17 protein-coding genes are annotated in these 18,342 nt (G+C 60.3%); 8 read left to right on the plus strand and 9 right to left on the minus strand.

Going from position 1 to position 18,342, the window contains the following annotated elements; translation table 11 throughout:
• From NIBR502773_RS10675 to mrcB, 4 genes are all read right to left on the minus strand, one after another.
• Positions 1-1,725, minus strand: coding sequence for an acetolactate synthase 3 large subunit (locus NIBR502773_RS10675; RefSeq protein WP_027605397.1), 1,725 nt, complete (start codon positions 1,723-1,725; stop codon positions 1-3).
• Positions 1,726-2,156: 431 nt separating this feature from the next.
• A complete protein-coding gene (locus NIBR502773_RS10680) occupies positions 2,157-2,486 on the minus strand; it encodes a YqcC family protein (RefSeq protein WP_065938260.1) in 330 nt (109 codons plus the stop codon).
• Positions 2,486-3,220 carry a M48 family metallopeptidase gene (locus NIBR502773_RS10685; RefSeq protein ID WP_141156014.1) on the minus strand — a complete coding sequence of 245 codons (735 nt, stop codon included), beginning with the start codon at positions 3,218-3,220 and terminating at the stop codon, positions 2,486-2,488. Before NIBR502773_RS10685 ends, NIBR502773_RS10680 begins: the two co-directional genes overlap by 1 nt.
• A 16-nt stretch (positions 3,221-3,236) precedes the next feature.
• On the minus strand, positions 3,237-5,561 hold the full coding sequence (mrcB, locus tag NIBR502773_RS10690; RefSeq protein WP_141156015.1) for a penicillin-binding protein 1B: 2,325 nt from the start codon (positions 5,559-5,561) through the stop codon (positions 3,237-3,239).
• A gap of 118 nt (positions 5,562-5,679) precedes the next feature.
• Between mrcB and NIBR502773_RS10695 the strand changes: the two genes are divergently transcribed.
• From NIBR502773_RS10695 to NIBR502773_RS10705, 3 genes are all read left to right on the plus strand, one after another.
• The gene (locus NIBR502773_RS10695) at positions 5,680-7,236 is read left to right on the plus strand and encodes a bifunctional aminoglycoside phosphotransferase/ATP-binding protein (RefSeq protein WP_141156016.1); all 1,557 of its coding nucleotides are present in this window, start codon (positions 5,680-5,682) and stop codon (positions 7,234-7,236) included.
• Positions 7,237-7,328: 92 nt separating this feature from the next.
• Entirely contained in the window at positions 7,329-7,673 is a 345-nt protein-coding gene (locus NIBR502773_RS10700; RefSeq protein WP_027605392.1) for a pentapeptide repeat-containing protein, read from the plus strand.
• Between the two features lie 202 nt (positions 7,674-7,875).
• Positions 7,876-8,148 carry a TfoX/Sxy family protein gene (locus NIBR502773_RS10705; protein WP_027605391.1) on the plus strand — a complete coding sequence of 91 codons (273 nt, stop codon included), beginning with the start codon at positions 7,876-7,878 and terminating at the stop codon, positions 8,146-8,148.
• Between the two features lie 244 nt (positions 8,149-8,392).
• Here NIBR502773_RS10705 and NIBR502773_RS10710 read toward each other — a convergent pair whose 3' ends face one another.
• Genes NIBR502773_RS10710 through NIBR502773_RS10720 form a run of 3 tightly spaced genes read right to left on the minus strand, consistent with a single transcriptional unit; the run spans position 8,393 to position 11,072 of the window.
• Positions 8,393-9,160, minus strand: coding sequence for a heme ABC transporter ATP-binding protein (locus NIBR502773_RS10710; protein ID WP_141156017.1), 768 nt, complete (start codon positions 9,158-9,160; stop codon positions 8,393-8,395).
• The gene (locus NIBR502773_RS10715) at positions 9,160-10,143 is read right to left on the minus strand and encodes an iron ABC transporter permease (protein ID WP_168209037.1); all 984 of its coding nucleotides are present in this window, start codon (positions 10,141-10,143) and stop codon (positions 9,160-9,162) included. Before NIBR502773_RS10715 ends, NIBR502773_RS10710 begins: the two co-directional genes overlap by 1 nt.
• A gap of 50 nt (positions 10,144-10,193) precedes the next feature.
• Entirely contained in the window at positions 10,194-11,072 is an 879-nt protein-coding gene (locus NIBR502773_RS10720) for a hemin ABC transporter substrate-binding protein (protein WP_141156019.1), read from the minus strand.
• Between the two features lie 157 nt (positions 11,073-11,229).
• On the opposite strand from NIBR502773_RS10720, the gene NIBR502773_RS10725 reads away from it, so the two are divergent.
• Positions 11,230-11,547 carry a Rieske 2Fe-2S domain-containing protein gene (locus NIBR502773_RS10725; protein ID WP_065925298.1) on the plus strand — a complete coding sequence of 106 codons (318 nt, stop codon included), beginning with the start codon at positions 11,230-11,232 and terminating at the stop codon, positions 11,545-11,547.
• Here NIBR502773_RS10725 and sfsA read toward each other — a convergent pair.
• Together sfsA and NIBR502773_RS10735 are read right to left on the minus strand one after the other, a co-directional pair.
• A complete protein-coding gene (gene sfsA, locus NIBR502773_RS10730; protein WP_141156020.1) occupies positions 11,544-12,254 on the minus strand; it encodes a DNA/RNA nuclease SfsA in 711 nt (236 codons plus the stop codon). The genes NIBR502773_RS10725 and sfsA overlap by 4 nt on opposite strands.
• Positions 12,254-13,426 carry a pyridoxal phosphate-dependent aminotransferase gene (locus NIBR502773_RS10735; RefSeq protein ID WP_141156021.1) on the minus strand — a complete coding sequence of 391 codons (1,173 nt, stop codon included), beginning with the start codon at positions 13,424-13,426 and terminating at the stop codon, positions 12,254-12,256. The genes sfsA and NIBR502773_RS10735 overlap by 1 nt, the downstream gene beginning before the upstream one ends.
• Positions 13,427-13,746: 320 nt before the next feature.
• On the opposite strand from NIBR502773_RS10735, the gene dksA reads away from it, so the two are divergent.
• The 4 genes from dksA to NIBR502773_RS10755 all read left to right on the plus strand — a co-directional run bounded on the left by dksA (position 13,747) and on the right by NIBR502773_RS10755 (position 18,329).
• On the plus strand, positions 13,747-14,181 hold the full coding sequence (gene dksA, locus NIBR502773_RS10740) for an RNA polymerase-binding protein DksA (protein WP_005791430.1): 435 nt from the start codon (positions 13,747-13,749) through the stop codon (positions 14,179-14,181).
• A gap of 83 nt (positions 14,182-14,264) precedes the next feature.
• Complete coding sequence (gene gluQRS / locus NIBR502773_RS10745; protein ID WP_115487586.1) at positions 14,265-15,152, plus strand: tRNA glutamyl-Q(34) synthetase GluQRS; 888 nt, start codon at positions 14,265-14,267, stop codon at positions 15,150-15,152.
• A gap of 62 nt (positions 15,153-15,214) precedes the next feature.
• Positions 15,215-15,391 (plus strand): hypothetical protein, encoded by a 177-nt coding sequence (locus NIBR502773_RS10750; RefSeq protein ID WP_003176118.1) that lies wholly within the window; start codon positions 15,215-15,217, stop codon positions 15,389-15,391.
• Positions 15,375-18,329, plus strand: coding sequence for a sensor histidine kinase (locus tag NIBR502773_RS10755; protein ID WP_027605383.1), 2,955 nt, complete (start codon positions 15,375-15,377; stop codon positions 18,327-18,329). The genes NIBR502773_RS10750 and NIBR502773_RS10755 overlap by 17 nt, the downstream gene beginning before the upstream one ends.
• The last annotated feature ends 13 nt before the right edge of the window (positions 18,330-18,342 follow it).

Here is an 18,342-nt window from a genome sequence, read left to right on the forward strand (position 1 = left end):
TTAAGTACGCTCCGTCTTGTTCAGCCACATGTCGCGCATAGAGCCGTCTTTGATCTGCATCGGGTAGACGTGCTCACTGGTATCCACCTGAATATCGATGAACACCAGACGGTCCTTCATGGCGAACGCTTCTTCCATCTTCGGCTTCAGATCTTTCAGATCGGTGATGCGAATGCCAACGTGGCCATAAGCCTCAACCAATTTGATGAAATCCGGCAACGATTCCATATAGGAATGGGAGTGACGGCTACCGTAGCTCATGTCCTGCCACTGACGAACCATGCCCAGCACGCCGTTGTTCAAGCAGACAATCTTCACAGGAAGACCGTACTGCAGGCACGTCGACAGCTCCTGGATGTTCATCTGAATACTGCCTTCACCAGTGACGCACGCAACATCAGAGTCCGGGAAACTCAGCTTCACTCCCATGGCTGCCGGGAAACCAAAGCCCATCGTGCCCAGGCCACCGGAGTTGATCCAGCGGTTAGGCTTGTCGAACTTGTAGTACTGCGCGGCGAACATCTGGTGCTGGCCCACATCGGAGGTCACAAAGGCGTCGCCCTTGGTCACTTCGCAGAGGGTCTCGATCACGGTTTGTGGCTTGATGATGCTGCCGTCGCCCTTGTCGTAAGGGAACAGGCCACGGTCACCACGCCATTCGTCGATCTGCTTCCACCAGCTGGCAACGGATTCCTTGTTCGGCGTCTCGCCGATGTCCTTGAGTGCAGCGACCATTTCGGTCAATACACTTTCTACCGGACCTACGATCGGCACATCGGCCTTGATGGTCTTGGAGATGGACGCCGGGTCGATGTCGATATGGATGATCTTGGCATTCGGGCAGAACTTGCTCGCGCCATTGATCACGCGGTCATCAAAACGCGCGCCCACTGCCAGGATTACGTCGGCGTGGTGCATGGTCAGGTTGGCGGTGTAGCTGCCGTGCATGCCCAGCATGCCCACGAACTGACGGTCCGTACCCGGGAATGCGCCGAGGCCCATCAGGGTGTTGGTGACCGGCAGGTTGAGCAGCTTGGCCAGTTCGGTCAGCGGTGCAGAACCGCCGCCCAGAATCACGCCACCACCCGAGTACAACACGGGACGCTTGGCCGCCAGGAGCATTTCTGCCGCCTTGCGGATTTGCCCCGAGTGCCCACGAACGGCCGGGCTGTAGGAGCGCAGCTTGGCTTTCTTCGGGAAAACGTATTCGAATTTTTCAGCCGGGTTGGTCATGTCTTTCGGGATATCGACCACGACAGGCCCCGGGCGACCGGACTGTGCGAGGTAGAAGGCCTTTTTCATGACGTCCGGGATTTCCGACGCATGCTTGATCATGAAGCTGTGTTTCACGATCGGCCTGGAGATACCGATCATGTCGGTTTCCTGGAACGCATCGGTCCCCACCATGGTGCTTGGCACCTGGCCGGAAATGATCACCATCGGAATGGAGTCCATATAAGCAGTCGCGATGCCGGTAATGGCATTGGTTGCGCCTGGGCCGGAGGTTACCAGTACCACACCGGCTTTACCGGTGGCACGGGCATAACCGTCAGCCATATGGGTCGCGGCCTGTTCGTGGCGAACCAGGATGTGGGTAACAGCCGGTTCCTTGAACAGTGCGTCGTAAACATGCAGCAGAGCACCACCTGGGTACCCGTAGATATAGTCGACGCCTTCGTCACGCAAAAAGCGGACGAGCATCTCACCGCCAGATAAAAGCTCCACGTTGTTCACCTCTAAAACGCCAGAATACCGTCCGTTGAAAACCGACGGGTCTTAATAGGTTTACTTCTCAACAGAGCATGAGCGACGGTGGTCGCCGACTACGTCAGCACTGACTGAGCAAGTATTGGGATCGTCCCAAGTGTTGCGGGCTTTTCCCACCCAGCGCGAGGTAACGCGTTGCGGGTGTAACAGGTCGGCGCGGATGTGCGCCTCATGATCTGCTGAGCGGGCCTGCTTCTGGCAGTCCCGATACAGCGGACTTTGGATTCTTCTGTTTCAGGCCTCTCAAGTCAAGCAATAATTGCGCTTTTTTCCAACTAAGCGCATGAGAACGTAGAAGAAAGGGCTTTGAGGAGGGATAAAACTCGCCTGAATGTCGTCAAGCGGTAGAAATGTGCGCAAGACTGCCGGAAAAACCGGCAGCCAGGCAATTAACGAGCGTCGACGATCAGTTGGTCGAACTTTTTCAGCGCATTGCGCAAACCAAGGCTCTCGAGCGGCCGGTCGGCATAGACCATCTCGGCCATCTCCATGATCCCGGAAGCATTGGGCAAGGGCAGATCCTGCTCGAGAATCTGCTTCATGCGCACAAGGAAGACCCACTGCAACCACTGGTGGAAGTCCAGGGTATCCACCGAAAAGGGCTCGACACTGCTGAGCGCTTCGGCACTGGGGCGCACCTCATCCCACCAGCCCTGCACGCGCAATTCGCGCTCGATCAGCAATAACTGTTCGGCAATCGCGGGAAACCGTGCATCCATCAGAGGTTGACCTTGGCTTTTTGCCGAGCCTGGGCAGCGCCGGCAGCGTCACCTTGTGCCGCACGCGCATCGCCGATCAACGCCCACAGGCTGGCTTGCAGGTCGGGACGACCGTTGGCCAGCGTGAGACCACGACGAGCGAATTGTTCGGCCTGGGGCGCATCGCCCTGGGCCATGCGTACCTGGGCAAGGCGATACAGCACTTGCGGCTCGCGCGGAGCAACACGTTGCGCACGCTCAAGGCTGGATGACGCACCATTCAAGTCACCACCCGCCTGCTGTTGCTGCGCGGTGGTCAGCAACGCCAGCACCGGACCGTCCAATTGCTCGTCGGCTGACAAGCCGCCAGCGCTGGAGGACGATGGAATGCCGCTCGGCGTCGACGGCATGGTGTAGGTACCCTGGTTGATCGGCGCGGTCTGCATCGGCGCGGCATCGATCGGCCCGGAGGTGCTTGGCCCAGGCGTCCAAGGCTCGGCACTGATTGGCGCCGAGGCAGCAGCACCGCCGCCCGGCACCATCACGACCACACCCGAATCCTGCGGCACGGCCTGAGGCTTAGCCTGGGCCGGACGGTTGGTCACGGTTTGGCGGAAACCGCCATTGGCCGAGATACGGTCATTATTGGAGACAGCTGTACTCGAATCCACCACAGGAATAGAGCCGCGCTGCACGCTGGAGCAACCGCCGAGCAAAGCCAGAGCTGTAATAGCTGGAATCCACCACTTGTTCACTTGAAACCCTCTTTGCTTAATTCATCCAGCCCTTGACCCAATCCATCACCGATTCCGCATCTGCAGGGGCTCCGCCACCGCACGCAGCACCGGCTGGTGGTTCGCTGCCGCGAATATACGGCATCTGAACCGCGCCCGGACAGTTGGCATCGGAGCCCTGGCCGGTATGCGGATCAATCCAGGCCTGCACGATGTTATCCGGCTGCGGCATGTTCAACGGCAGCGGGTCGGCCTTGCGCATGAAACTGGTCCAGAGCTGCAGCGCGCCGGTGGCGCCGGTGAATGGTGTCTTGCCATTATCGTCACGGCCTAGCCACACCACGGCGAGCACATCCTGGCCGAAACCGGCGAACCAGCTGTCACGCGAGTCGTTACTGGTACCGGTCTTGCCCGCCAGTGTCAGGTTGGAAGGCAAGACTTTATAGACCGAGCTGCCGGTACCTTCACGCATCACACGCTGCATGGCGTTCTGGATCAGATAGATGGAGCCCGCATCAAAGCGTTGCTGAATCTGGAACGGATAGCGCTTGAGCGGCTCACCCTCGGCCGTCAGCACACTGCGGATCCCGCGCATCGGGGTATTGAAGCCCCCGTTGGCGAGGGTCTGGTACATGGTCGCCACTTCAATCGGCGTCATGGCACCGGCCCCCAGCAGAATCGATGGGAAGGCCGGGAATTCACGGGTGATGCCCAGGCGCGCGAGTGTCTTGAGGACATTCGGCACGCCAACCTCCAAGCCGAGCCGGGACGTGGAAATGTTGTAGGAATGCGCCAAGCCCTGATACAGGAACACCGTGCCGTGGGAGCGGCGATCAAAGTTCTGCGGCGTCCAGACCTGGCCATCGCCCCCCTTGACCGACAGCGGATCATCCGACAGCCAACTGGTAAGGGTGTATTTGCTCGGTTTTTCCAGCGCTGTCAGGTAGACCGCCGGCTTGACCAGCGAGCCGATCGGCCGCACGGCATCGAGTGCGCGGTTGAAACCGGCAAAGCTGGCCTGGCGACTGCCGATCATGGCCTGGACTTCACCGGTTTCCGGGTTGGTCACCACCATGGCGGCTTCTACTTCGTCGGCGCCCTTACGGCCCGTCAGGCGCTTGAAGGTGTCGTTGACCGACGCTTCTGCCTTCATCTGCAGGATCGGGTCGAAGCTGGTGAAGATCCGCAGGCCTTCTTCGGTCAAGTCTTCGTCGCGATAGTCTTCACGCAACTGGCGCTTTACCAGATCGATAAAGCCTGGGAATGAACTGTCCGCCAACTTCCCGCGGGTTGTCACACCCAGTGGCATTTTTTTCGCCGCGGCCACTTGTTCCGCCGTGGCAACGCCTTGCTGTTCAAGCACATCGAGCACCAGGTTACGGCGCTCAAGCGCACGCTCCGGATTACGACGCGGGTTGTAGTAGGAAGGCCCCTTGACCATGCCCACCAACAAGGCAACCTGATGCAGCTTCAACTCGGACAGCGGTTGACCGAAGAAGAACTGGCTGGCCAAACCGAAGCCGTGCACCGCGCGCTGACCATCCTGGCCGACGAATACCTCGTTGAGGTACGCCTCAAGGATCTCCTGCTTGCTGTAGTGCAGCTCGAGCAGCATCGCCATCATGGCTTCGGTGAGCTTACGGGTCAGGCTGCGCTCGTTGGTCAGGTAGAAGTTCTTCACCAACTGCTGGGTCAGCGTACTGCCGCCCTGGGTCATCCTGCCGCCGGAAGTATTCACCCAGACGGCACGGGCAATCGACTTCGGCGAAACGCCCCAGTGACTATAAAAGTCGCGGTCCTCTACAGCCACCAACGTTTCCAGTAGATACGGCGGCACCTGATCAAGCTTGATCAGGATGCGATCTTCAAGGTTCTTCGGGTAAATCCCGCCGATCATCAGCGGCTCAAGGCGTACCACCGGCAACTTGGAACCGTTGAGGGACGACAGTTCGGCCACATAGTCGCCGGAGAAGCGCACGCGCACAGGCTGGGCCTTCTCCAGGCCTTCATAGAACTGGAAGCCGCGGGTATTGAGGTCGACGGTGTTGCCGCTGACTGCAGCCGCCCCTGGACCATTGCTCACGGGTTCGCGTCGATAGCCCAGGGCGTCGAGTTCGGTGAGGAAGTCATCCTTGCTCAGCTTCTGGCCGGTAAAGAGTTCCAGCGGGCGTGCATACACCTTGGCCGGGATAGTCCAGCGCTTGCCGGAGAACTTCTCCTGGACCACAGCGTCGAGGTACACCGCAAAGCCAGCGAGCACCACAAGGCCTACCAGGCCGAGCTTGAGCGCCCAGCCAAGCCACGGGCGCAGGCCGCGGGAAGGAGGTTTTTTACGGGAACGGGGAGATCGGGTTCGAGTCATGGCGGCGGATTATACGCACTTTATTGATGATCAACATGAGCCGGACAGCGGTTTGCACGACCGCCCGTAGCAGCCATAATGCGCGCCATGATTTCCCACCGACTCTGAAGGATCGCCCGTGAGCCAGCCACTGATCGCAGCCCTGCAAAACCCGGCTTTGTACCCTCATCCGGTTGAAGCGTTCCAGGTCATCGAAACGCATATTTCATGGGTCATCTTGACCGGCCCCTACGCCTATAAATTGAAGAAACCGATGAACTTCGGGTTCCTGGACTTCACCGACCTGGAGAAACGCGGGCACTTCTGCAACGAAGAACTGCGCCTCAACCAACGCCTGACCACAGATCTGTATCTGGAAGTGTTGCCGGTTACCGGCACAGCCGAAGCCCCGCAATTGGGTGGCGACGGTCCGGTGATCGAATATGCCCTGAAGATGCGTCAGTTCCCGCAGAGCCAATTGCTCAGCACCTTGCAGGCCAATGGCGAATTGACCGCCGCGCACATCGATGAAATGGCCAGGCAGATCGCACGCTTTCACCTCGCCGCACCAAAAGTGCCTCAGGACCACGCGGCCGGCACCCCCGATGAAGTGATGGCACCGGTACGGCAGAACTTCGACCAGATCCGCCCATTCCTCAGCGACAAAGCCGACCTGATTCAACTGGAAGCCCTGCAAGCCTGGGCCGAAAGCAGCTTCGAACGCCTGAAACCGCTGCTGGCACAGCGCAAGCTCGACGGTTTCACCCGCGAGTGCCACGGTGACATCCACCTCGGCAACGCCACCTTGATTGACGACAAGGTGGTGATCTTCGACTGTATCGAGTTCAACGAGCCGTTTCGCTTCACCGATGTGTACGCCGACACCGCTTTCCTGGCCATGGACCTGGAAGACCGCGGCCTCAAGTCCCTGGCGCGGCGCTTTATCAGCCAGTACCTGGAACTGACCGGTGATTATCAGGGCCTTGAAGTGCTGAACTTCTACAAAGCCTACCGCGCCCTGGTGCGTGCCAAGGTGTCGCTGTTCAGCATGCCGAGCGAGGCAAGCCCGGTGCAGCGCGCCACCACCCTGCGCCAATACCGCAACTACGCCAACCTGGCGGAAAGCTACAGCACCATTCCATCGCGCTTCCTGGCAATTACCCATGGCGTCTCGGCAGTCGGCAAAAGCCACGTTGCCATGCGCCTGGTGGAAGCATTGGGCGCTGTACGCCTGCGCTCGGACGTGGAGCGCAAGCGCATGTTCGGTGAGCAGCAGGTGGAAAACACGCCCCAGGCCGGCATCTATGCGTCCGACGCCAGCGCCAGGACCTACGCTCGCTTGAATGACATCGCGGATACCGTGCTTCGCGCCGGCTTCCCGGTAGTACTGGATGCCACCTTCCTCAAACGCGAACAACGCGACGCCGCAGCCAAAGTGGCCGAAGCCACGGGGGCGCCGTTCCTGATCCTGGACTGCAACGCACCACAGGCGGTTATCACCAGTTGGTTGGCGCAACGTCAGGCCGACAAAAACGATCCATCCGACGCGACCCTGAGCGTTATCGAAGAACAACAGGCCAACCGTGACCCACTGACCGCCGAAGAACTGTTGCTGAGTAAACGCGTCGAGACCAACCAAAGCGGAACCCTGGATGCGTTGGTCGCACAAATTCGCCAGCGCCTGCCAGGCCTGTAAGAAAAATTTCTTGGGCGTGTCGTCTACTTGGACGCACGCCCAAGAAATAGTGGCACTATAATGGCGTCATAAATCCAACAGGAGTCGTTTTCATGAGTCAGCCCAAGCTTCTAGATACACCGCTCTACGCACTCCTGCATAAAGACGATATCCGTGGTTTCAACCAGGAACGCCCGGCAGGCGGCATTATCGACATGCGTGGTGGCGACTTCCGTGGACTGGACCTGCGCGACCTGAATGCCACCGGCGTGGACTTCACCGACGCGTATTTCCGTTCTGCCGACCTGCGCGGCCTGGATTTGCGCGACTGCTCACTGGAAGGCGCCAGCCTGGCCCATGCGCAGATTTCGGGCACCTACTTCCCGCCTGAATTGACTGCCGATGAGATCCTCATGTCGGTCAATTTCGGCACGCGACTGCGCTACCGCACCAAGTAAGATTCGATCCAAGCCCGACTACGCGCAACGCGTAGCGGGTGCTTCACGCCTGCCCCGCGTCAAAATCCCCACGCCATTCTTATAAGCTTTTTGGCCGTTTCAGACCAAAGAACTACGCTTTTCCTACTGAGCGCTACACTGCTGTTCAGGCCTGCCTGGTCACGATACCCACCGCACCATTCGGCCGTCGCAAGGAGGCTTGATGAACGATGAGCTGCAACACCTGAAAAACCTCGGCAAGACGTCAGCGCAGTGGCTGCATGCGGTGGGCATCCACAGTGCATCCGACTTGCGCCGCCTGGGAGCGGTCGATGCGTATCGAGCCGTCAGGACTCGCGGGTTTCGCGCATCAAAAGTGTTGCTCTATGCGATCGAAGGGGCCCTGATGGACGTGCACTGGAATGACATTCCGGTCGAGCGCAAGGAGGCGTTGAACCGCCAGCTGGATGCCATTTCAGCGCGCCAGAAGAGCTAGATCGTCAGCAAGGCCCAATGTTTATGCGCACTTCGAACGGACGTTTGAGGAAAAACGCAGATCCTTCAAAAACAACTGTTGACTCTCAAATGAGAATCGTTATGATTATCACAACTGGTCGCGAGATCAGCCGATAACTGAAAGACCATTGGTTCGGACTCTCAGATTATCTCCTCATCAGGCTAATCACGGTTATTTGACCCGGCTTTTGCCGGGTCTTTTTTTGCCTGTGAAAAAGCACGCTTCAGCGAGCAATGATTAACGGATGCCCACGCTCCGGGTGCGGCTGAACCAATACTTCCAAACCAAACACGGCCTTAAGCGGCTCGGGCCGCAGCACCTGCGCCGGTGTATCCAAAGCGTGGGGACGGCCCTGCTCCAGCAGCAAAATGCGATCACAGTAGCGCGCGGCCAGGTTCAGGTCATGGAGGATCACCAGCACCGCCGCACCACGATCGGCAAAGCGGCGGATCGCTTGCAGGGTCGTGTGCTGATGCAGGGGGTCCAGCATCGATGTCGGCTCATCCAGCAGCAATGTCTGCCCCGCCTCACCCGGCCATAGTTGTGCCAACACCCGCGCCAAGTGCACGCGTTGACGCTCGCCACCAGACAGCGCCAAGTAGCTACGACCTTTCAAGTGTGCGACGTCCGCCGCCAGCAAGGCCGCATGGATAATTTCATAATCGCGCACACGCCCCGCCTGATGGGGCAAACGCCCCATGCCGACCACCTCTTCGACACGGAACGCGAAGTCCAGAGTCGAAGTTTGTGGCAACACCGCCAGCCGCTGCGCGCGCTGCGGTCCGCTCCAGTCTTTCAACGCCTGCTGCCCCAACCACACCTTGCCCTGATCCGGGTGCAACTCACCGCACAACGCCCCCAGCAACGTGCTCTTACCCGCGCCATTGGGACCCAGCACACCGATCACTTCACCCGGCAGCAACTCCAGAGTGACATCCGCCAGCACGACCTTGTGGCCACGCCGGATCTGCAGGCCTTCAACACGCAGCATCAGGCACGCCCCCGTAACAACAGGTAAAGAAAAAACGGCGCACCAATAAACGCAGTCACGATACCAATCGGCAATTCAGCCGGCGCCAAGGCCAGCCGCGCAACCAAGTCGGCAAACAGCAACAAACTCGCGCCCGCCAATATCGACGCCGGCAGCAGCACGCGGTGATCAGGCCCGGCCAGCAACCTGACCAGATGCGGCACCACCAGCCCGACAAAACCAATCATGCCCGCCGCAGCCACCGCAGCACCTACACCTAATGCGGTACAGAACACCAACTCGCGCTTGAGCCCTTCAACATCAATTCCCAGGTGACTGGCCTCGGATTCGCCGAGCAACAGCGCATTCAACGCCTTGGCCCGGTGCGGCAACCAGAGCGCCACACCGGCACTGACCAGCAATAAGGGCCATAACCGCGAATAGCTCGCGCCGTTGAGGCTGCCAAGGTTCCAGAACGTCAGGGTGCGCAGGGTGGCGTCGTCCGCCAGGTAGGTGAACAGGCCCACTGCCGAGCTTGCCAGTGCAGTGAGGGCAATGCCGGCAAGCAGCATCGTCGCCACATTGGTCTGACCGTTACGGCGCCCCAGCCGATAAACCAGCGCGGTCACGCCCAGCCCGCCTAGAAACGCGCACAGCGACAGCAGATAAGGCCCGAATGCCTCCGGTAACCCACCAAAAAACGCACCGCCGACAATGGCGATTGCCGCCCCCAGTGCCGCCCCGCTGGAAACCCCGACCAACCCCGGATCGGCCAGGGGGTTACGAAACAAACCTTGCATGGCCACACCGGACAATGCCAATACGCCGCCAACCGCCAAACCGAGCAACGTCCGCGGCAAACGAATCTGCCCCAGGATCAACTCAGCCTGCTCCAGGCCTTGCGCCTCTATCGGCACGCCCATCAAGCGCAATGCCGCCTTGAGCGTATCCAGCAACGGCAAGCTTACCGGGCCCAATGCCAACGAGAGCCAGGTCGCCAACAGGCATAACAGTGCCAGGCCAATGAACAGCGCTTTCGGTTTAACCAGAGTGGTCATGGAGCGGGTTTAGCCTGTGACGGGTAAAAACCGGCCGAGAGTTTCACAAGACTCTGCGGCAGGCGCGGTCCAAGCCCACCCACCAGCAAGGTCGGGTCCAGCTCGAACACACGCCCACGCTTGGCCGCCGGCGTCGAAGCCAGGATCGGATTCTCCTTGAACAACGCCGCGCGCGCCGCGTCTCCGGTAAGGGCACGATCGGCAAACACCAGCACATCCGGGCTCAGCCCTGCCAACGACTCCACCGAAAACGGCTTGTAACCGCTGTGGGTAGCCAGGTTATGCCCGCCGGCCTGCTGCACCACCCAATCGCCCGCGGTGTCCTTACCGGCAATCAGCGGCTTGCCGCCAGCATGACCGATCAGCAGCAACACGCCAGGTGCCTTCTGCGCGACCTGCGCCTTGGCGACCCAGCTTTTCTGCTGATCAAGGGCCCGTTCATATCCGGTAAACAATGCACTGGCCTTAGCCTCATCTCCCAGCAACTTGCCCAGGTGCTGAAGATTACCCTTCAAGGTCGGCAAATCCGGCTGCGCCGAGAACATCTCGACCTGGACACCTGCACTGCGAATCTGCGCCAGCACCGGCGGCGGCCCCATCTCTTCAGTCCCCACCAGCACCTGTGGGCGCAGGCTGAGAATGCCTTCGGCCGACAATTGCCGCTGATAGCCGATACTTGGCAACGCCTTGAGCGATTCAGGATGCTGGCTGGTGGTGTCCACGCCGACCAACTTCGGCTCACCGCCCAACGCCGTGACCCATTCCGACAGCGCCCCACCGGCACTCACCCAGCGTTGTGGCAGTTCGGAGGCTTGCGCCCCATGGTTGACCAGCAGTCCGACAACAAGCGCAATAGCGCTGGCACTCAGGCGCATAACAGGGTTTCCTTCCAAAGAGCAGGGCCTTTCGAGCACTCATCGATGTGACAGGTAACCCCTGGCGGACATCGAACTGAGCACCCAGTCAGCTAACGGGCGAAGCCGGCATTTGATAATTGTTTGCATTTGAACATCAAGGCACTTAAGGATTGAAATGAAGTTTCTCTGCCCCTCGGACATGCTCGCGCCCAACAGCAGCCTAGGTTTTACGATGGATGGCACGCCGCTGCTGGCGGTACGCCGGGACGGCATCGCTTACTTCTATATCAACCGCTGCCCTCATCGCGGCATTCCACTGGAGTGGCAACCCGACCGGTTCCTTGACGACAGCGCCAGCCTGATCCAATGCGCCACCCACGGCGCGCTGTTCCTGATCGAAAGCGGCGAGTGCATTGCCGGCCCATGCGCAGGTAAAAGCCTCAAGGCCCTGCGTGGTCGCGAAGACGCGCAGGGCCTGTGGGTGGATCTCTAGTCGAGCAGCACCTCTAACCGACGGTCCACGCAAATCTCCTCGGACGTCACGCGCACCCCATACGCCAACACTTCCACCCCGGCAGCTTTAGCCTCGCGCAAGGCAGCACCGTAGGCAGCATCGATCTCCAGTGCCGGGCGCACCGCATCAATCCCCGAGAGGTTGACGCAATACAACTGCACTGCCCGCACACCTTCACGCGCCAGGTGCGCCAGCTCCCGCAGGTGCTTGGCGCCACGCTGGGTCACCGCATCGGGGAAAGCGGCAACCCGGGTGCCATCAAACCCCAGCGTGACACTTTTAACTTCCACATACACCGCGCCGTCGGGATTTTCGAGATGAAAGTCGATGCGGCTTTTCTCCTGGCCGTAAGGCACTTCCCGCTTCAACGCGGTGAAACCGTTGAGTTCGGTGATCACGCCAGCACGCAACGCCTCCTCGACCAACGGATTGGCGCGTGCCGTGTTAACGCACGCCAAGCGGCCCTGGGGCGTTTCGGCAATTTCCCAGGTGCCGGGCAACTTGCGCTTGGGGTCATTGGAGCGACTGAACCAGACCTGCCCGCCTTCCACCATGCAGTTGAGCATCGAACCGGTATTTGGGCAGTGAATAGTCAACAACTCGCCGGTAACGGTTTCGATATCGGTGAGAAAGCGCTTATAGCGGCGAATCAGCCGGCCTTCTTCGAGGGGAGGATAAAAGCGCATCAGCCTTGCCAGCTCCGCAGGCCACGCTGGATTCGTTCCACCGCCTCCTGTAGTCGATCAAGGTTTTGCGTGTAGGCAAAGCGCACATGATGACCCGCTTGATAGCGGCCAAAATCCAGACCGGGGGTAAAGGCGACATGCTCGGTTTCGAGGAAATGACGACAAAACGCGAAGGCATCTGCGCCGAACGCACTGATATCGGCATACAAATAGAACGCACCTTCCGGCTCTACCGCAATCCCGAAGCCCAACTCGCGCAAGGCGGGCAGCAGGAAATCGCGACGCCGGCCAAATTCGGCACGGCGCTCCTCCAGAATGCTCAGGGTCTGCGGGGTAAAGCAGGCGAGCGCGGCATGTTGGGCCATGCTGGGCGCGCTGATATACAGATTTTGCGCCAGTTTTTCCAGGTCGCCGACCGCAGCCGGCGGCGCCACCAGCCAGCCCAGGCGCCAGCCGGTCATGCCGAAATACTTCGAAAAACTATTCAGGACGAAGGCCTCATCGTCGACCTCCAGCACGCTGGCGGCGTCAGTGCCGTAGGTCAGGCCGTGATAGATCTCATCCACCACCAAATGGCCGTTACGCGCCTTGATTGCGTCGGAAAGCCCGGCTAATTCATCGCGCGTGAGGATCGTGCCGGTGGGATTCGCCGGGGAGGCAACCAACGCGCCCACGCTGTCCTGATCCCAGTGTCTGGCCACCAGGTCAGCGGTCAGTTGATAACGCACGTCAGGGCCTACCGGCACCAGTTGCGCGGCACCTTCCACCAGGCGCAGGAAGTGCCGGTTACACGGGTAACCCGGGTCTGCCAGCAGCCAATGCTTGCCGGGGTCCACCAGCAGGCTGCTGGCCAGTAACAGTGCGCCGGAGCCCCCGGGGGTGATCAGGATACGCTCGGGATCGACGTTCAATCCGTAGCGCTGCTGGTAGAAACCGCTGATGGCTTCACGCAATTCCGGCAGGCCACGGGCCGCGGTATAGCGGGTCTTGCCATTGGCCAGCGCCGCCTGGCCGGCCTGGATGATCGGCTCGGCCGTGGTGAAATCCGGCTCGCCGATCTCCAGGTGGATCACATCATGGCCGGCCGCTTGCAGCTCATTGGCTCGCGCCAGCAACGCCATGACATGAAAAGGTTCGATGGCGCGACTGCGCGCACTGTAGGGCTGAGCCATTAGCCTTCCTTAACGGTGAGGACAAAATCAGGATTCTACCGAACCCTCGCGGTAAAACATGCTCTATTGCCTGCCTGGCCGTCCAAGATGAACCCGGCAAGCGCTTGCAAAACGACTAAAATCAACATTCGAGACGATGCATACCCAGCCACAGCAGGCTGCTGCAGTTGGCAACCCCTGCGTGACGGGCGTCGACAACCGGGAGTGGCGCACCCTGAATCTATCTGGTAAGTTCGCCCGCTTGCAGCCGCAGGGCCGGCAGGTGTCGGTGACGTTGCAATCCTGCGCAATGGATTAGAAGAGTGAGAGGCGGTCTATTCATGTCCACCCAAGCAAAGCAACAGAGCATCAGCGGCTTCCAACCCTACGTTGAATCGAAGGGTGAGGAATACATGGGCAAGCCCATGCGCGAGCACTTCTCCAAAATCCTGAAGCAGTGGAAGCAGGACTTGATGCAGGAAGTCGACCGCACGGTTGACCATATGAAGGATGAAGCGGCCAACTTCCCGGACCCGGCAGACCGTGCCAGCCAGGAAGAAGAGTTCGCCCTCGAACTGCGCGCCCGCGATCGCGAGCGCAAGCTGATCAAGAAAATCGACAAGACGTTGCAACTGATCGAAGACGAAGAATACGGCTGGTGCGAATCCTGCGGTGTCGAGATCGGTATCCGTCGCCTGGAAGCCCGCCCTACTGCGGACCTCTGCGTAGACTGCAAGACCTTGGCTGAAATCAAGGAAAAACAGGTCGGCAAGTGATCCAGCCGAGCTGAATAAATGGGGCGTGCAAACGCCCCATTTTTGTTTCTGGGATTTACCGATTTTCCAGTAGTATCCGGCCCATGACTGCCTCTACCTATATCGGGCGTTTCGCCCCCACGCCCAGCGGCCATTTGCACTTCGGCTCCCTGGTCGCCGCCCTCGCCTCCTACCTCGACGCCCGCGCCAATCACGGCCGCTGGCTGATGCGCATGGAAGACCTCGACCCGCCCCGCGAAGAGCCCGGCGCCCAGGCGGCAATCCTGCATGCCCTGGAAAGCTACGGCTTTGAGTGGGATGGCGAACTGGTCCGACAAAGCGAGCGGCATGACGCCTACGCCAAGGTACTGAACGATATGTTCAACCACGGCCTGGCCTACGCCTGTACCTGTTCACGCAAACAACTGGAGCCCTACGACGGGATTTACCCAGGCCTGTGCCGAAATGCCGGTCACGACCAGCAGGACGCCGCCATCCGCCTGCGTGTTCCGGAGCTGGAGTACCACTTTACTGACCGCGTACAAGGAGAATTCCGACAACACCTGGGCCGTAATGTCGGCGACTTCGTCATCCGTCGCCGCGATGGCCTCTACGCCTACCAACTGGCCGTGGTGCTCGACGATGCCTGGCAAGGGATTACCGATATCGTGCGCGGCGCCGACCTGCTCGACTCCACGCCACGCCAGCTGTACCTGCAGGAGTTGCTGGGCCTGCGCCAGCCGCGCTATCTGCACGTACCGTTGATCGTCCAGCCGGACGGTAACAAGTTGGGCAAGTCCTATCGTTCCCCGCCACTGCATCCCGACCAGGCCACGCCGCTGCTATTAAGAGCCCTGCGCGCCCTTGGCCAGCAGCCTGGCAACGAACTGCTTCATGCCAGCCCACGGGAGTTGCTGGATTGGGGCATTGTGCACTGGGATGCCAGCAGGATCCCGCGCACACTGACCCTGGCCGAAGCGCAATTACGCTGAAGGCGCTTGCAGCCTGCCAGCCATCCGTTACCATCGCCGCAGTTTTTTAATCAGAGGCCAACATGTACATCTATCGATTGGTCCTGCTGCTGGTCGTCGGGATCTACTTGTTTTCCCCCGCCATCATGGATTGGTGGATCGACGCCACGGGCGCCTGGTATCGCCCCTATCTGCTGTGGCTGATCCTGATCGTCGTGACCTTCATCCTGCAGAGCCAAAAAGATGCCGATGAGCTTTAGCCTCACTCAGATGCTGCTGATCAGCGCCGCTTACCTGGCGGCACTGTTCGGCGTCGCCTGGATCAGTGAGCGCGGAATGATTCCGCGGGCGATCATTCGCCATCCGTTGACCTACACCTTGTCCCTCGGCGTGTACGCCAGCGCCTGGGCGTTCTATGGCACCGTCGGCCTGGCCTATCAATACGGCTACGGCTTTCTCTCCAGCTACCTGGGTGTGTCCGGCGCGTTCCTGCTGGCACCGGTGCTGCTGTACCCGATCCTGAAAATTACTCGCACCTATCAGTTGTCGTCCCTGGCCGACCTGTTCGCCTTCCGCTTCCGCAGCACGTGGGCCGGGGCATTGACCACGGTGTTCATGCTGATCGGCGTGCTGCCCCTGCTGGCCCTGCAGATCCAGGCGGTGGCCGACTCCATCAGCATCCTGACCCGCGAGCCGGTGCAACACCGGGTCGCCCTGGCGTTCTGTGCGCTGATCAGCCTGTTCACGATTTTCTTCGGCTCACGTCACATCGCCACCCGCGAGAAGCATGAAGGGCTGGTATTTGCGATTGCGTTCGAATCGGTGATCAAGCTGATCGCCATCGGCGGCGTCGGCCTCTACGCGCTCTATGGCGTGTTCGACGGCCCGCAACAGCTGGAGCTGTGGCTGTTGCAAAACCAGACCGCTCTCGCCGCCCTGCACACGCCGTTGCAGGAAGGCCCATGGCGCACGCTGTTGCTGGTGTTCTTCGCCTCGGCGATCGTAATGCCCCACATGTACCACATGACCTTCACCGAGAACCTCAACCCGCGCTCGCTGGTCAGCGCCAGCTGGGGCTTGCCGCTGTTCCTGCTGTTGATGAGCCTTGCGGTGCCGCTGATCCTCTGGGCCGGCCTGAAGCTGGGGGCCACCACCAACCCCGAGTATTTCACCCTGGGTATCGGTATCGCCGCCAATAGCCCGGCGTTGGCGCTGCTGGCGTACGTCGGCGGCTTGTCTGCTGCCAGCGGGCTGATTATCGTCACGACGCTGGCCCTTTCGGGCATGGCCCTCAATCACCTGGTGCTGCCGCTGTACCAGCCGCCCGCCGAAGGCAATATCTACCGCTGGCTGAAATGGACGCGCCGCGCGCTGATCGTCGCGATCATCATGGCCGGCTACGGGTTCTACCTGTTGCTCGGCGCCGGGCAAGACCTGGCCAACCTGGGCATTGTCGCGTTTGTCGCCACCTTGCAGTTCCTGCCGGGGGTGCTATCGGTGCTGTACTGGCCGACCGCCAATCGCCGTGGGTTTATCGCCGGGCTGCTGGCCGGGATCCTGGTATGGATCGTCACCATGCTGCTGCCGTTGGTCGGCAACCTGCAGGGTTTCTACATTCCGCTGCTGAACATGATCTACGTGCTGGACGACACCAGCTGGCACATGGCGGCGATTGCCTCGCTGGCCGCCAACGTACTGATGTTCACCCTGATCTCACTGTTCACCAATGCCAGCCCGGAAGAGACCAGCGCCGCCGAGGCGTGCGCGGTGGATAATGTGCGTCGCCCGCAGCGCCGCGAACTGCACGCGGCCTCGCCCCAGGAATTCGCCACGCAACTGGCCAAGCCCCTCGGCGCCAAGGCGGCTCAGAAGGAAGTCGAGCAGGCGCTGCGCGATCTGTACCTGCCCTTTGACGAGCGCCGGCCGTATGCGCTGCGTCGCCTGCGCGACCGCATCGAAGCCAACCTCTCCGGCCTGATGGGCCCCAGCGTGTCCCAGGACATGGTGGAAACCTTCCTGCCCTACAAGGCCGGCGGCGAAAACTACGTCACCGAGGACATCCATTTCATCGAAAGCCGGCTGGAGGATTACCACTCACGCCTCACCGGCCTGGCGGCCGAACTCGATGCCCTGCGCCGCTACCACCGCCAGACCCTGCAGGAACTGCCGATGGGCGTGTGTTCCCTGGCCAAGGATCAGGAGATCCTGATGTGGAACAAGGCCATGGAAGAACTCACCGGCATCGCCGCGCAACGGGTGGTGGGCTCGCGCCTGAATACCCTGGGCGATCCGTGGAAAGAACTGCTCCAGGGCTTTATCAACCTGCCCGACGAGCATTTGCACAAGCAACACCTGGCCCTCGACGGCCAGACCCGCTGGCTCAACCTGCACAAAGCCGCGATCGATGAACCGTTGGCCCCGGGTAACAGCGGCTTGGTGCTGCTGGTCGAAGACCTGACTGAAACCCAGATGCTCGAAGACAAGCTGGTGCACTCCGAGCGCCTGGCCAGTATTGGTCGCCTGGCAGCGGGCGTAGCCCACGAAATCGGCAACCCGATCACCGGTATCGCCTGCCTCGCGCAAAACCTGCGGGAAGAACGTGAAGAAGACGGCGAAATCATCGAAATCAGCGGGCAAATCCTCGAACAGACCAAGCGCGTCTCGCGCATCGTGCAGTCGCTGATGAGCTTTGCCCATGCCGGCGGCCATCAGAATCTGGATGAGGCCGTGTGCCTGGCCGAAGTTGCCCAGGATGCCATTGGGCTGCTCGCCTTGAACCGGCGCAATTTCGAAGTACAGTTCTTCAATTTGTGCGACCCCGACCATTGGGTCGACGGCGACTCACAACGCCTAGCCCAAGTGCTGATCAACCTGCTGTCCAACGCCCGTGACGCAACCCCGGCCGGTGGTGCGGTACGCGTCAAGACCGAGGCTTTCGAACATACCGTCGATTTGATCGTCGAAGATGAAGGCAGCGGCATTCCACAGAACATCATGGACCGATTGTTCGAACCCTTCTTCACCACCAAGGACCCGGGTGAAGGTACCGGTCTGGGCCTTGCACTGGTCTATTCCATCGTTGAAGAGCATTATGGACAAATCACCATCGACAGCCCGGCTGACACCGAAAGCCAACGCGGCACCCGTATTCGGGTGACCTTGCCGCGTCATGTCGAAGCGACGTCCGCTGTGAACTGAGACCGTCGAGAGA

The organism is Pseudomonas sp. NIBRBAC000502773 (assembly GCF_006517195.1).
GTDB classification, from domain to species: domain Bacteria; phylum Pseudomonadota; class Gammaproteobacteria; order Pseudomonadales; family Pseudomonadaceae; genus Aquipseudomonas; species Aquipseudomonas marginalis.